At 46.5% G+C, this 15,308-nt stretch carries 9 protein-coding genes; all 9 read left to right on the top strand.

Translation table 11 applies throughout. The annotated features are described in order from the left end of the window. Positions 1-25: 25 nt before the first annotated feature. The 9 genes from KN811_RS21425 (at position 26) to KN811_RS22160 (ending at position 15,214) form a co-directional block, all read left to right on the top strand. Positions 26-1,738, top strand: coding sequence for a RagB/SusD family nutrient uptake outer membrane protein (locus KN811_RS21425; protein ID WP_187966880.1), 1,713 nt, complete (start codon positions 26-28; stop codon positions 1,736-1,738). Positions 1,739-1,765: 27 nt separating this feature from the next. Then, positions 1,766-3,226 carry a CBM96 family carbohydrate-binding protein gene (locus KN811_RS21420; protein ID WP_187966881.1) on the top strand — a complete coding sequence of 487 codons (1,461 nt, stop codon included), beginning with the start codon at positions 1,766-1,768 and terminating at the stop codon, positions 3,224-3,226. A 15-nt stretch (positions 3,227-3,241) separates the two neighbouring features. Continuing rightward, complete coding sequence (locus tag KN811_RS21415; RefSeq protein WP_187966882.1) at positions 3,242-4,891, top strand: sulfatase family protein; 1,650 nt, start codon at positions 3,242-3,244, stop codon at positions 4,889-4,891. An 11-nt stretch (positions 4,892-4,902) separates the two neighbouring features. Further along, positions 4,903-6,405, top strand: a complete 1,503-nt coding sequence (locus tag KN811_RS21410; protein ID WP_187966883.1) for a sulfatase family protein — start codon at positions 4,903-4,905, stop codon at positions 6,403-6,405. Between the two features lie 546 nt (positions 6,406-6,951). Further along, positions 6,952-8,346 (top strand): sulfatase family protein, encoded by a 1,395-nt coding sequence (locus KN811_RS21405; RefSeq protein WP_216335036.1) that lies wholly within the window; start codon positions 6,952-6,954, stop codon positions 8,344-8,346. A 133-nt stretch (positions 8,347-8,479) separates the two neighbouring features. Beyond that, positions 8,480-12,604, top strand: coding sequence for a hybrid sensor histidine kinase/response regulator transcription factor (locus KN811_RS21400; RefSeq protein ID WP_216335035.1), 4,125 nt, complete (start codon positions 8,480-8,482; stop codon positions 12,602-12,604). Between the two features lie 71 nt (positions 12,605-12,675). Continuing rightward, the gene (locus KN811_RS21395; RefSeq protein WP_187966884.1) at positions 12,676-13,611 is read left to right on the top strand and encodes an ROK family protein; all 936 of its coding nucleotides are present in this window, start codon (positions 12,676-12,678) and stop codon (positions 13,609-13,611) included. A gap of 10 nt (positions 13,612-13,621) precedes the next feature. Then, positions 13,622-14,896, top strand: coding sequence for an MFS transporter (locus KN811_RS21390; protein ID WP_187966885.1), 1,275 nt, complete (start codon positions 13,622-13,624; stop codon positions 14,894-14,896). 42 nt (positions 14,897-14,938) lie between these two features. Then, positions 14,939-15,214 carry an integrase core domain-containing protein gene (locus tag KN811_RS22160; RefSeq protein WP_187966888.1) on the top strand — a complete coding sequence of 92 codons (276 nt, stop codon included), beginning with the start codon at positions 14,939-14,941 and terminating at the stop codon, positions 15,212-15,214. Positions 15,215-15,308 lie beyond the last annotated feature (94 nt).

Raw genomic sequence — 15,308 nt, 5'->3', positions numbered from 1 at the left:
CAAAGGCTTGCAATTTTTTGTATAGATGAAAACAATATTGAATAAAAAGAATGCACTGCGGGTTATGATCCCTGTACTAATGCTTTTTGCAATGACCGGCTGCGAAAAAGACCTGAACGAAGAGGTGTATTCGGATTTTACAGGAGATAATTTTTTTACGGATGTCAATTCGGCCGAACTGGGCTTGATGGGAATATACGACGTATTGGGAAGCGAAGACCTGTACGGAAGGGGCTACCTTCTGTACTTTCATTCGGGAACAGACCTGGAGCGGTACTGGCGCCAGAACAGGGGATTGGACGATGACCTGCTCGCCAATTACCAGATACAGGAGAACAACGGATGGATCGGGCAGGTGTGGACCGCATTCTATGACGGGATCAACAGGGCAAACCTGGTTATTGACAGGGTTACCGTACTGCGCGATAAACAGGCGGAGATAACGGACCCTTCCTCCAAAGAGACAGCAGATCTGAATGCATACAATAATATCCTGGGAGATGCCTATTTTCTTCGGGCATTTATGTACTTCCAGCTGGTAAAGAACTGGGGAGATGTACCCCTGAGGTTGAGTTCCGAGATATCGTTCAATGAGTTACAGTCGCGTAGGGCCCCTAAAGAAGAGGTATATCAGCAAATAGAGAGCGACATACTCCAGGCTATTGAATATCTTCCTCCCGCTTCGGCAGTGGCTACCCCCGGGAGGATCAACAGGGGGGCTGCTCGGGGAATACTTGCCCGTATTTATCTCAATTGGGCAGGGTATCCAGTTCAGGACAAATCAAAATTTGAAAAAGCAGCGGAGCAGGCCTGGGCCGTGGTGTCCAGCGGGGAACATCAATTGAACTCTGTTATAGAGCCCGTAGGGCTGGGAGGAGAGTTCGATCAGCCTTTTCCCCGGGTTTTCCGCAACCTGGCCGAAAAAGTATACGACCTGAGGTCGAGCATGTGGGAAATCCATTTTTCCTTCCAGGGAAGCACACGCGGAGATGCCAGTACCGTAGGGGTATGGCATGGAGTACACCAGGCCGATAATTCCAGTTATGGCCGGGGAGCCCCCAGAAGGTACCCCCTGCCTACGTTTTTTGACTCTTACGAAGAAAAAGACAGCCTGAGGAGGGACTGGACCATTGCACAGTTTGAGATCAATAAGAACGATGAGTTTGTCCCGTTAGAGCGAAAACAATTAAAATGGGGCGTAGGGAAATTCAGAAGGTACCTGATAGGTTCCATTTCACCCGATAAAAACTATGACATCATGAACTGGCCGGTGATCCGGTATGCCGACGTACTTTTAATGCTGGCTGAAAGCGTCAATGAAACCGTAATGAACGGAGGCACATTGCCCCCGGGCGTAACCGTGGGCAATGCCTATGAGGCCATCAACCGGGTACGCCGGAATGCAAGGGCACAGGACCCCAATGTCACAGATCCCGAAACGGATCTCAGCGGTGGTGCGGGCGAACAGTTCCGGCAGCAGATCAGGAATGAGAGAAAATGGGAACTGGCTTTTGAAAACCTCAGGAAACCCGACCTGGTGCGGTGGGGAATACTGGTAGAAACGGTGAAGCAGACAGGAGCTAAAATGGTGGCCCAGGGTTTTGATAAGGAAACAGATTACTTCCCGGCCCATAATATCCAGGATAAGCACGTACTACTGCCCATCCCGTTCTCGGCAGAGATCAGCCAGAACCCGAAAATCCTGGAAACCGATCCCACCAATAATGGTTACAGATAAATGTTAGGCAAATTAAAATCAGTGAATATGAAGATCATATCCAAATATTATAAAAACCTGCCGGAACCCGTGCCGGGATGTGTATTTGCACTCTTGTTAGTACTGCTTGCTTCCTGCGGAACAGATGACAACCCCAGTTACGGAATGGAACGTGAGCCCGGGGCAGCTATAGGTTTTTTACAGGACACTGCCGTTGTACAGGAAGGAGAAGTGTCGCCCGAGATCTATGTCGGGGTTTCCAAAAGACTGTTTAACAGGGTGTCATTTGAAGTTGTGGCAGATAGTTCGGATGTGGAAGGAGATGTGTTTATGCGTCCCGAAGGCCATGCAGACAGCCTCTTTTCCATAGAATCGAACCAGAAAATGATGAGTTTTGTTTTTATCCCCAAAGATGATAAGGAATATAATGGAAATAAGGATGGGATTAGGAAGGTAAAGGTCGTTTTAAGGGACCTGGAAGGAGACGGCGCGTTTCTGGTAGAATCCAATAAGGGGTCTAAAGATGATAATAACCAGATTTTTGCCGAACTCACCATTGATGTCCTGGAGAATGAACCTATACCGCCCTTTATTCAGTTTGCTAAAGGTAATGGAAAGGTTCAGGAGGATAGTCCAGAACCGGCTAAAGTCACCCTGGCACTGTCGGAAGCTACATCTACGTCAGGGACATTGGGAATAAAGATCAGCGGCACTGCCGTAGCTGGCACGGACTTTACAACAGCATTTCCCGTGAGTAACGGATATATGCAGCTACCTTATACGGCCGGGGCTACCGAAATTGAATTTGGGATTACACCGGTAGATAACGAAGAAATAACAGGGAATAAAACAGTGGTATTGCGCATTGATGATATAGGAAAGAACCTGTTCCCCGGAAATATCATGAAATATGAACTGGAGATCGTAGACGATGACCTTCCGACAAAAGTCTCCGGAATTCCCGTAGAAGCCGATGCATGGACCCGGGGCAGGAATGGTTCCGGCAATTCGGACGATAACGGCGGGAGTAAAACGAGCCTGGTAGCCAGTGATGGCAATTCGGACAATGATTTTCGCGAATTTTATCTGAAATTCGACCTGGAAGGAACAGATCCCGAAAAGATCATCGATGCCCGGGTAGTTTTAACTACAATCAGGGAAAGCAACTGGGAAGGGGCAGAAACCAATTACGGGGGACCTACTACCCAGTCCTTGTACTACGTAAGTGATGATTCGTGGGAAGAAATGACGATAACCGCCAATACCAAACCAGCCTCAGAAACAGATCCCCTGGCTACCTTTACCAGTAACTATCTTATAAGCAGCAGTTCCGATTCGAATATAGAACACGATTTTGATGTTACGGAGCGATTACAGGCAGAGACAGACGGCAAACTGTCGGTGAGGCTCACTACGGTAAACACGCTCGGACAACGGATATTCTACGCTTCAAAAGAAACAGGAGAACAGGTTGCGCCAAAACTAATCATTACCGAGAGACTGGACTAAAAACTGCCAATAAATATGAAGATTTTCAAGAGCTATGGCATTGTAGTGCTATTACTTTTCACAGCGGCGTGCAAGGAGGCGGGCAAAAAAGCAGGAGAAGAGAAAAAGCCGAATATTATTTTTATCATGACAGACGACCATACTACCCAGGCGTTAAGCGCTTATGATAGAAGGTATATTTCAACCCCCAATCTCGACCGGATCGCCGATGAAGGGATGCGCTTTAAGAACTGTTTTGTCACCAATTCCATATGCGGCCCTTCCAGGGCAGTGATCCTGACCGGAAAATACAGCCACATCAACGGATTGACCGATAACTCAAAGGTGTTTGACAGTACCCGGGTCATTTACCCCCAGCTATTGAAAAAAGCCGGGTATCAAACCGCCATGATCGGTAAATGGCACCTGGGGTCTACACCCATAGGCTTTGATTATTACAGCATTCTGCCCAACCAGGGGCAATACTATCAACCCAATTTTATCGAGAATGGTAAACGGATCACCGAAAAAGGCTATGTTACCGATGTGGTGACCGATAAGGCTATAGGCTTTCTTGAAGGCAGGGATAAGGATAAACCCTTTTTGATGATCTATCAGCAAAAAGCGCCCCATCGCAACTGGATGCCGGCCATACGTCATTTGGGGATGTTTGATGATACCACTTTTCCCGAGCCTTCCAATCTGCTCGATGATTTTAGCCATAGGGGAAGGGCCTCCAGAGAACAGTTGATGCGCATTTCCGTGGATATGATGGAGGCCTGGGATCTGAAACTGGCTTCCTCACAGGAATTGGATGCCCTTAATGAGGCCCCGCCCGCTCCTGAATTTAAGGACACCAAGGAAGGTGATTTCGAACAGGCTAATGACAAATCAACAGACAAAGCACGTTTCCTGGAGGTCTATAACCGGATGACAGACGAAGAAAAAGCAGCCTGGAACAAGGTTTACGATAAAAGGGTGGCCGAATACAAAAAACTCAACCTCAAAGGGGACGACCTTACCCGGTGGAAATACCAGCAGTATATGAAAGATTACCTGGCCTGTGTGGCCGCTGTCGATGAAAATGTAGGAAGGCTGCTGGATTACCTGGAAGATACAGGAGAACTCGATAATACGATTATCGTATACACTTCGGACCAGGGCTTCTTCCTGGGGGAGCACGGATATTTTGACAAGCGTTTTATGTATGAAGAAAGTTTGCGCACTCCCTTACTCATCCGTTACCCCCCTAAGGTCGATGCAGGATCCGTGTCCGACGCCCTGGTCATGAACCTCGATTTTGCCCCGACCCTCCTGGACTATGCCGGGGTTGAGGTCCCGGAAGATATGCAGGGAGAATCCATGAAGCCTATCCTGGACAACGCGGGTAAGGTCCCGGACAACTGGCGTAAAGCCACGTATTACCATTATTACGAATACCCGTCCTGGCATATGGTAAAAAGACATTACGGCATCCGGACCGCCCGCTATAAACTTATTCATTTTTACAACGATATCGATGAATGGGAGCTTTACGACCTGCAAAAAGACCCGCAGGAAATGAATAACCGCTATCACGATCCCGAATACCGGGAGGTGGCGGAACAATTAAAAGAGCAGTTAAAAAAGTTACAGGTCAAATATAAAGATACCGACCCTGCGGAAAAACAGGCCAAACAGATTTAAATACCATAAAAATGAAGACAATTTCACTGAGTGTCATTACCGCTGTTCTGATACTTCTGACCTCGTGCACGCCCGGCAAAAAAAAGAAGGAAGGGCTAACACCGGCCCGCCCCAATATTTTATTGCTGATGTCCGATAACCACAGTTGGGACCACCTTGGAATATATGGCGATAAGGTGGTGAAAACCCCCAATATCGACGAGATCGGCCGGCAGGGCGTCCGTTTTAACAATGCCTTTTGCAATTCACCTTCCTGTACCCCGGCCCGTGCTTCCATGCTGACCGGGCAGGACATCTGGAGCATAGAGGAGGGGGCCAACCTGTGGGGAATACTACCGGCAAAATTCGAGGTCTACCCGGATATACTCGAAGCTTCGGGCTATCAGGTAGGTTTTGACGGTAAAGGCTGGGGTCCCGGCAGCTATGAAGCCGGCGGGCGGCCCCGGAATCCGGGGGGCAACAAGTACGATAACTTTACAGCATTCCTAAAGTCCAAAAAAGAGGGGCAGCCCTGGCATTACTGGTTTAACAGCCTACATCCGCATCGCCCCTACGAAGTAGGCTCAGGCCGGAAAGCGGGGATCGACCTCTCTGAAATTGAAGTCCTGCCCTATCTCCCCGATACCGAAGATGTCCGCCTCGATATAGCAGATTACTATGCCGCCATACAGCTTTTTGACCGGGAAGTGGGAGCGATCATGGAACAGCTCAAAAACAGTGGAGAACTGGACAATACCATAGTAATAATATGCAGTGACAACGGCTGGCAGATGCCCAGGGGGCTTGCCAATTTATACGATTTCGGAACACGGGTCCCCCTCATCGTGCACTGGCCGGAAAAGTTAAAGAAGAAAGGAGAGATTGAAGACCTGGTCACCCTGAAAGACCTGGCCCCTACATTCCTGGAATTGGCCGGAGTAGAGATTCCAGGCTATATGACCGGGAAAAGCCTGGTCCCGGCACTTGAAGGCAAAGAGTACACAAAAAGGGATTTTGTGGTATACGGGAGAGAGCGGCACGCCTTTGTGCGGCAGCACGGCCTGGGTTATCCCGGAAGGGCCATAAGAACCCGGGATTTTCTTTACATACGTAATTACGAACCCGAACGCTGGCCGGCTGGAGACCCGCCCCTGTACGGAGATGTAGACCCCTATATGCTCAATTATCTCGGCCCGGCAAAATTCTATATCCTTAAAAATAAGGATAACCCGTCTGCGAGGAAGGCATTCGACCTGGCCTTTGCCAAGAGGCCGGCGGAAGAATTGTATGATATAAAAAACGACCCTTATCAGCTGCACAACCTTGCGGGCGACCGGAAGTATGTAGCATTGAAAGATTCGCTGTCATCTCGGATGGCAACCCGTTTAAAAGCAACCGGGGACCCCCGTGAAACAGGCGGGAAGATCATATGGGACAACACCGAATATTTTAGTGAGATTGATAAAACCCCAAAACCGAGTGAAGAAGCCATACGTATCTTTGACCTGGATACCATGTATAATTATCTGGAATAATTTAGACAGTCCGTAAGAAAAGTTTATAAACCGCCATAGGCAGATTGAATGAGATTGAAACGGATTGAATGAGATTGATTTAAACATTTCAATCTTCCGGCGTAGCCGTATCAATCTCCCTTCAATCTTTTTACGGTACGGAGAAAATGTATAAAGGACAGAAGGCGTGTTGCAAGAATAAGATTTAAAGCGTTTTTTAGTGTTGAGTTTTGTGTTTTGATGTTGGGATTTAGGGGGGATCTCCGGGAGGTAGAAAAGTTTTTGTTCCTGGCCTTCGGAATGCCCCCTATTACCCTGAGAAAATAAGTTTATTGAGTTACACACATAAATACTATTTGTAATAAACTTATAATAAGATAGTTAAATACCAAAATGCTATGTAAAATGGATAGGCATTTTAAAAGGCCCCTAACTTTGTGGCTATTGTGAAAAACTTTGTGGTTTTTGTGGTTTTCCGTGTCATGGGCTTTATTTTACCACAAAGGTTCACAGAGTGTTGTATAGAAATTAAAAATATAACTCAATAAGTTTAATTATTGGTTAGATATGAGCGTACAGATTTTTATAAAAAATATGATGCCCCTGGTCATATTGTTCTTAATATGGGCAGACAGTTTTGCTCAACAGGACGGGGACAGGCCCAATATCCTGTTTATTATGACCGATCAACAGACCGCCGCAGCCATGGAAGTTGCCGGAAACTCCTATCTTAAAACCCCTAATATGAACTGGCTTGCAGACCACGGTGTCCGTTTTTCCAGGGCCTATTGCCCCCAGCCGTTGTGTACACCCTCAAGAGTTAGTATGTTTACGGGAAGGATGCCGCATAAAACAGGTGTCACCATAAATGCAGGCCCCGGGCAGGAATTACCCGCACGGTGGGAGATGCTGGGCAAAATTGTGCAGAAAGCGGGCTATAAGACAGGATATGTGGGTAAGTGGCACATGCCGGTGAATATAGCAAATAAAGAACACCACGGCTTTGATTATATAGAGAACACCACCCGGAGCGACTGGAAAGACGCCTCCATACCATCGTATGCAGCTCGTTTTTTAAAGGCGAATAAGGACCGGCCTTTCTTTCTTGTTACCTCCTTTGAAAACCCGCATGATATCTGCGAATGGGCCAGGGGAGAAAAACTTCGTTCCGATGAGTTAAAAAATGCCCCTGCCCCGGGTGAATGCCCTCCCCTTCCTCCGAATTATGCTATTCCGGACCACGAACCCGATATCATCCGGGCACAGCAGGTCGATTTTAAGACCTATCCCACGGTCGGTTGGCCGGAGGACCGGTGGCGGCAATATCGGTGGGCCTATTACCGCCTGGTGGAAAAGGTGGACTACTATATAGGAAGAGTGCTCGAATCACTGCGGAGAAACAAGCTGTTCGACAATACCGTGATCATCTTTACCAGCGATCACGGAGATGGGAATGCAGCACATCAATGGAACCAGAAACAGGTACTTTATGAAGAATCCGTGCGTGTTCCGTTTATCATTGCAGGCCCGGGAGTGCGTCGCAATACAACCGCAGATCTACTGGTCAATACAGGCCTGGATATATTTCCGACAGTATGTGATTTCACGGGGGCACAACTCCCGGCCGGACTACGGGGAATAAGCCTGAGGCCCGGGGCCGTGAGAGATAACACCGGAATATCCCGTTCGTTTACCGTCTCCGAAACCGAATTTGCCCTGAACGATAAATCGATGGGAATAAGGGGTAGGGCCATAATTACGGGCAAATACAAATATATCGTTTACGACAAGGGAGAACTGAAAGAACAATTGTTCGATCTGGCCGGAGACCCTGGGGAAATGAATAATCTGGTATTCTCCGAAAAACATAAAAAAATACTTTCCGAGCTGCGTAAACAACTGACCCGGTGGTGTGAGGAAACCGGTGATGAATTTGATATAGCGCAAATTCTGAAAGAATAAGGGAAGAATCATTATATTGTTTAATACATTGCCCCGGGATGGGCAGGCAAACGGAATACCCGGCGTCATCGGCAGGAAGCAAAACAGGTTTGGTGTGTAAAACAAAACGAGCTTATATAATATAGTGCGGTTTATGAAAATACGAATAAGTGTCCGGTATCTAAGGGTTGTACCGATCCTGCTGCTGCTGTGGTGCAACTACAGTTGGCCTGCAGGAAAACGGGATACCCTGGAAATGCGGTATTTCAGGGGAGTTTCCGTAGACGACGGGCTTTCACAGAGTACGGTATTCAGTATAGTACAGGGCGCACTGGGGTTTATATGGATGGGTACACAGGACGGGCTTAATCGCTATGACGGAAGGTCTGTTACTACGTACAGGCCGGTGAGCGGAGACCCCCGAAGCCTCAGGTCTGCCTATATCCGTTCTGCTTTTAAAGACAGCCGTGACAGGTTGTGGATAGGAGGGGACAAGGGAGTGAGCAGGTATGATTACAGTTCGGATGATTTTACCAATTTTCCCTTGCCGTATAAATCCGGCGAGTGGTATATTTCATCAATAACAGAAGATAAGAACGGGGTCTTGTGGGCAGGATCGAACAGCGGGCAGATATTTTATTTAGAAGAAGGAGCATCTGATTTTACAGAATTAAAATTTGACAAGGTTAACCTGAATATACACCGTATCAATACCCTGCTTTGTATGGACGACCGGTTGTATATCGGTGCAGACGAAGGACTGTTCGGTTATCATTTCGGTACGGGGACTTTCACGGCCATTGACCTGGGAAGATATAAGTATATGATCAACGACCTGCTACCGGAAAAAGACAGGCTATGGATAGCAACTGAAGGAGGAGGGCTGCTGTGTTACCGGTTCCGGGATAAGTCAGTGAAACAATACCTGCATCAAACGGGAGACCCCGATTCCCTGGCCGACAATACCGTAAGAAGTATCGAAAAAGACGATGAAGGTTATTTGTGGGTAGGGAGTTTCCGGGGGTTATCGATCCTGGATGTCGATGAGGAAAACTTTGTTAATTACTACCATTCTTCCACTATTCCCTATACCATCAGTCAAAACTCCGTACGTTCCGTTTACAGGGATAAACAGGGAGGGATGTGGCTGGGTACTTATTACGGAGGGGCGAATTATTATCACCGGAATGATATAAAATTCAACCTTCTGAACTTTAACAGCGGTTCTGCGGCATTAAATGATCAGGTGGTAAACGTCATAAAAGAAGACCGCAAAGGGAATTTCTGGATAGGGTCTAATGATAAAGGGCTGAACTACTGGGACCGGGAAAAAAACAGGGTGAAATTTTATTCACATGACGAAAAAGTACAGGGGTCTCTGAGTTCCAATAATATAAAAGCCATTGCTTTTGACGATGACGAAAATTTACTGATAGGGACCCACAATGCAGGACTGAATTATTTTAACCCCATAACAGGAAAGAATATCAAATATCAGCATTCATCCGGTGACCCGGAAAGTATCTCCGGGAATATGGTGTATGCCCTTCTTAAAGATCACAAAAATAAGATATGGGTAGGAACGAGGAGCGGACTGGACCTGTTTGACCCCTCCAGGGGCACATTTACCCACTTTTACCTGGACAGGATGGGGAACCGGCTGACCTCTGACCAGATCACCTATATGATGGAGGATTCCCGGAACAGGATATGGATAGGGACTTCCCGTGGAGTCAACATCTTTTACCCGGACAAGATGCTTTTTGAATCACTGTCCGGTGCAGAAGGAGAAGGGATATTGAACAAGGATGTGATCACCTGCATTGCCGAAGACGGAAGAGGGCGTATATGGATAGGTACGCGTAACGGATTGAAGTGCTATGACGAAAAAAATGGTTTTACCGTCTATGATACCTCAAACGGACTTCCGAACAATGTAATTTACGGTCTGCTCGTAGATGATGAAGGCCTTTTGTGGATATCCACCAACAAAGGGCTGGCTAGGTTTAACCCTGACACCGGGCAGGTACAGCTTTTTGATCACAAAGACGGATTACAAAGCAATCAGTTCAATTTATATGCCTTTTACAAAGCCTCGGACGGTATGATGCTTTTCGGGGGGATCAACGGGCTTTCGTACTTTTATCCGGAATCGATCAGGCAGGAACCGCTAAAACTGGCGATCACTTTTACCGGCCTGGATATATACAACGACAGGGTAAACCCCGAAAATGAAAGCCCGATATTGAACGGACATATTAACGAAGTGAAAAAAGTGGTGTTCGGGCCCGATCAGAAACAGTTTACCTTCTACTTTAATGCCTTCAATTATATCTCACCGAATAAAGTAACATATCAGTACAAACTGGACGGATATGATCAACAATGGCAGACTACGGAAGAAATACCGAGAGCTTCCTACGCCAACCTGCCGGCAGGGACCTATTATTTGCAGGTTCGCGCGGTAGGGCCAAAAGGAGGGCAGAGTGCTGTACGGGCCATAGAAGTCGACATACGGCCCTATTGGTGGAATTCCAACTGGTTCTATATTACAGTGGCGGTGGTGTTTGTGCTCGGGGTCTATATTTCCTATAAGGTGGTGACCGAACGTTTGCAAACACTGCATCAGTTAAAAATAGAACGCATAGAAAGAGAGAAGAGCGAGGCTGTCAATAAAATGAAAATGGAATTTTTTACCAATGTATCGCATGAGTTCAGAACCCCTTTGACCCTGATCCTTGCTCCCGTCGAAGAAATACTGAATAATTCTTCCGTAGATAAATCCGTCAAAAAACAGCTTCAGCTCATCATGCAGAATACCAAAAGGCTGTTGTTTCTCGTAGACCAACTGATGGATTTCAGAAAAGTGGAACTGGGATCATTCCGTTTAAATATGACTACATCAGACCTGGTAGGTTTTACGCACGATATCTATACGAGTTTTGCCCCGCTTTCCAACAAAAAAAATCTTAAATACACCTATCGTACCACAGAGGCCGAACTCATCGCAACATTTGATAAAGACAGTGTCCGGAAAATCTGTTTTAACCTGCTGTCCAACGCCTTTAAGTTTACCGGGGAAGGCGGAAGCGTGGAATTTCGATTATCCCGGTCAGAAGAAGGGTATGCTGTGATAGAAGTAAAAGACTCCGGTATCGGCATTGCGGAAAATCTCCGGGAACGGATATTTGACCGGTTTTACCAGGTAAACGGAAATGAGACCGGACTGGGTTCCGGTATCGGCCTGGCCCTTACCAGGCACCTGGTGGAAGAGCACCGCGGTTTTATAGAAGTGGAAAGCTGTCCGCAAAAAGGATCGTCTTTTATCGTAATGCTTCCCCTGGATCATTCCGATGGTGTAAAAGATACGGCAAACAACAGAAAACCCCCGAAGGAAGAAATTAAACTGCTGAATGAGAAGAATGATGCAGGCATGGACGATCTGGTACAGGAGGGGGACCAAAGGGAAAAACTGCTTATCGTTGAAGACAATATTGAGATCGTTAATTACCTGGAAGAATACTTTTTAAGGTATTATGCCATAGTTACGGCATCCGACGGCCGGGAAGCCCTGGATATTATTGACCATGTTTACGTGGATATTGTAGTGTGCGACATTATGATGCCCGGAATGGATGGCTTCCTTTTCTGTAAAAAAGTCAAGCAGAATATAAAAACCAGTCATATCCCGGTAGTTCTCCTTACCGCCAGGAAGGAACTGGACCAGCAGATCGAAGGTTTTGAAGTCGGGGCCGATGATTATGTGACCAAACCTTTTTCTATACGGTTGCTGCATGCCAAGATAGAAAATATTATAAGGTCGAGAAAACGGCTCAGGGCATACTATGCCCAAAATAAGGAAGTGGTCCCCGAGAATCTGGCCCACAATGCCCGTGATGAAGAATTTCTCAAAGAAGCCTTGCGCATCGTGGAAGAAAACATTGCAGAACCCGATTTTTCGGTAGATGAATTTAGTAAGAAAATAGGAATGAGCCGGTCTAACCTGTACCTGAAATTTAAAGCGATTACCGGAGAATCCGCGACTGATTTTATGAAACGTATACGGTTCAATAAAGCCGTTAAACTTATAGAGACCCAAAAATATACGACAGCCCAGGTAGCTTATATGAGCGGTTTTAATTCCCCGTCCTATTTCTCTACCAGTTTTAAGCAATATTTTGGGTATATACCTACCAAACATATGGAATTACAGCACAATAACCGGGACGAAAATAATGAAATATCCCCTTCGGAACGGGAAGGAGAACCGCTCCCCTGATAGCAGGTATAAGGTCATTTTTCAGGGAATTTCCCCGTATTCATTAACATAAATGTAAAGCAATAAAACCTATGACAACAAATTATGCCGCAGGTATTGATGTTGGCGGAACATTCGTCAAATACGCCTGTGCGGATTCATCGGGAAAAATACTTTTCGCTTCCAGGCTCCCCGTAGCAGAACATACATCGGCCCCGGGTGTTATCGCATTAATCCGGGAAGCCATCGAAGACTGTGAGAAGCATGTTATGGATAGTAAGGGACGATTGACCGGGGCCGGTATCGGTTTTCCCGGTATTATATCAAAAGGGATGGTCCTCGGGGGAGCGGATAACCTCAGTGGGTTTAACAATATACCTCTTGCCCGGATTCTTTCCGAGCAAACAGGGCTGAAGACCATCATTGTGGATAATGATGCCAATATGATGGGATGGGGAGAAATAATGTACGGCTGTGCGGAAAGTATCTCCGATGCGGTTTTCCTGACCATCGGAACAGGGATCGGAGGTACTATGGTCATTAACGGCGAAATATACGGAGGATATATGAACAGGGGAGGCGAGTTCGGACACATTATTGTTGAAAGCGGCGGGCTTCCCTGTTCATGCGGGGCGAAAGGTTGCCTGGAGACTTATGCCTCTACCCGGGCTCTGCTTGCTAAATATGCCGAAGTGAGAGGAATAAAGAACAATACGGTTAACGGGGAAACACTGGTCAGAAATTACAGGAAGAACGAACCGGAAGCAGTACATGCCATGAACTGGCATTTTGATTACCTGTCTGCAGGTATAGCGAGCCTTGTCAATATTTTCAGTCCGCAGCGAGTGATCATCGGCGGCGGTATTGCCGAAGCAGGGGACTTCTATATTGAGGCACTGAGAGCGCGTGTTTCCGTGCTGGCCATGAAAGATGCTATGGCCAATACCCTGGTCCGGGCGGCGAAATTGGGAAACCTGGCAGGATGCCTTGGGGGTGCGGGGCGGGTCTTTTCATTAAAGCAAAAATAAATATCTTGATATGAAACGAAGCAAGCGGGTCGTAGGAGCGATCCTTTTAATATGGTTTGTAATATCTTTTGTTACCAATATCCTGGGGCCTTTAATGCCCATCATCATAAAAACATATGAACTGAGTCTGACGATGGCCGCTTTTTTGCCATTTTCCTTTTTCCTGGCCTATGGTATTATGTCCATACCCTCGGGAATGCTGATAGAGAGGATCGGCGAGAAAAAGTCCATGCTGATTGCCTTCGGCCTGAATTTTACCGGGGCCGTATTTTTTTCGTTCTATCCTTCATACGAAATAGCCTTGGTATCGTTATTTGCCATTGGTGCCGGGATGGCCATGTTACAGGTCATCATCAACCCTTTGATGAGAACAGCCGGGGGCGAAGAAAACTTTGCCTTCTTTTCGGTCATGGGGCAGCTTGTTTTCGGGCTCGCCTCTTTTTTAAGCCCTTTTGTCTTTTCTTATTTGGTCCGAACACTTTCAGAACATCCGGAGGTTAATATCATAACAGCTTCCCTTGCAAAACTGGTAGGGGATAACCCTGAATGGACAGCGCTATACTGGATCTTTACCCTGATCTTTATCTTCATGTTCACAACCATATATTTACTTAAAATACCGGTTGTAAAACTGAAAGAAGACGAAAAGACGGGGGCTGTAGAGACTTATATCATACTGATCAAAAAAAAGCAGGTCCTGCTGTTTTTTCTGGCCATGGTAGCCTATGTGGGTACGGAACAGGCACTGGCCAACTGGATGTCCGAATTTTTAAATACATATCACGGGTTTGAGCCGGAGAGCGTAGGGGCCGGGGCCGTAGGGTGGTTCTGGGGGTTAATGTCCGCCGGTTGCCTTTTGGGGCTGTTCCTTTTAAAACTATGGGGTTCCAAAAGAGTTTTAAAGATGGCCGTGATCTGTACTTTGGTTGTTTTCAGTATGGCCGTTTTCGGGCCCGGGGAAATGGCCTTATACGCATTTCCCGTTACCGGTTTCTTTATATCCGTAATGTTCTCCATTATTTTTTCACTGGCATTAAATTCTATGGCCGTACACCACGGTTCTTTTGCGGGAATATTGTGCTCCGGGATTTTCGGGGGAGCACTGATCCCCCTGATCATAGGGGCCCTGGGGGACTGGCTCGGGCTAAGGACAGCTTTTCTCTTTATTTACATCACCCTGGGGTATATCTATTTTATCTCCGTATATGCCAAACCGCTTGTAGATAATAAAACATTGAAGGTCAGTGAACTGTTGAATATGCCAATGAAAACAGAAAAAGTATAGCTTATGTGTTAATAATGGTGACTACAGATTGGGTAAGGCTACATTTTTAGGGAAGGCTACAAGTTTACTTCAGCTGTATTTGACTCCTGGGCGCGTAAGCATAAGATCAAGATATGTTTCATACAACCAGGAAAACCTACTCAGAACTCTTTGATAGAACGGTTTAACGGCTCTTATAGAAAAGAGGTTTTAGATGCGCATTTGTTTTTTGAATTAAACCATGTCAGAGACCAAACACAAACACGGTTATGGAATTACAATAATGTTAGGCCACACAAATCTTTGTGTAAGCTTCCCCTAATTAGAACTGTTAGTTAGTACAATTTTATCATCTTTTTGATTCATCTCAGCAAGGCTAGCCTTGCTGAGATTTTTCTTTGCGTACTCAACCGGAGGCACATACCCAAGGGCA

Source organism: Sinomicrobium weinanense, from assembly GCF_018863395.1.
Lineage (GTDB): Bacteria > Bacteroidota > Bacteroidia > Flavobacteriales > Flavobacteriaceae > Sinomicrobium > Sinomicrobium weinanense.
This window is presented reverse-complemented; position numbering and strand designations above follow the sequence as displayed.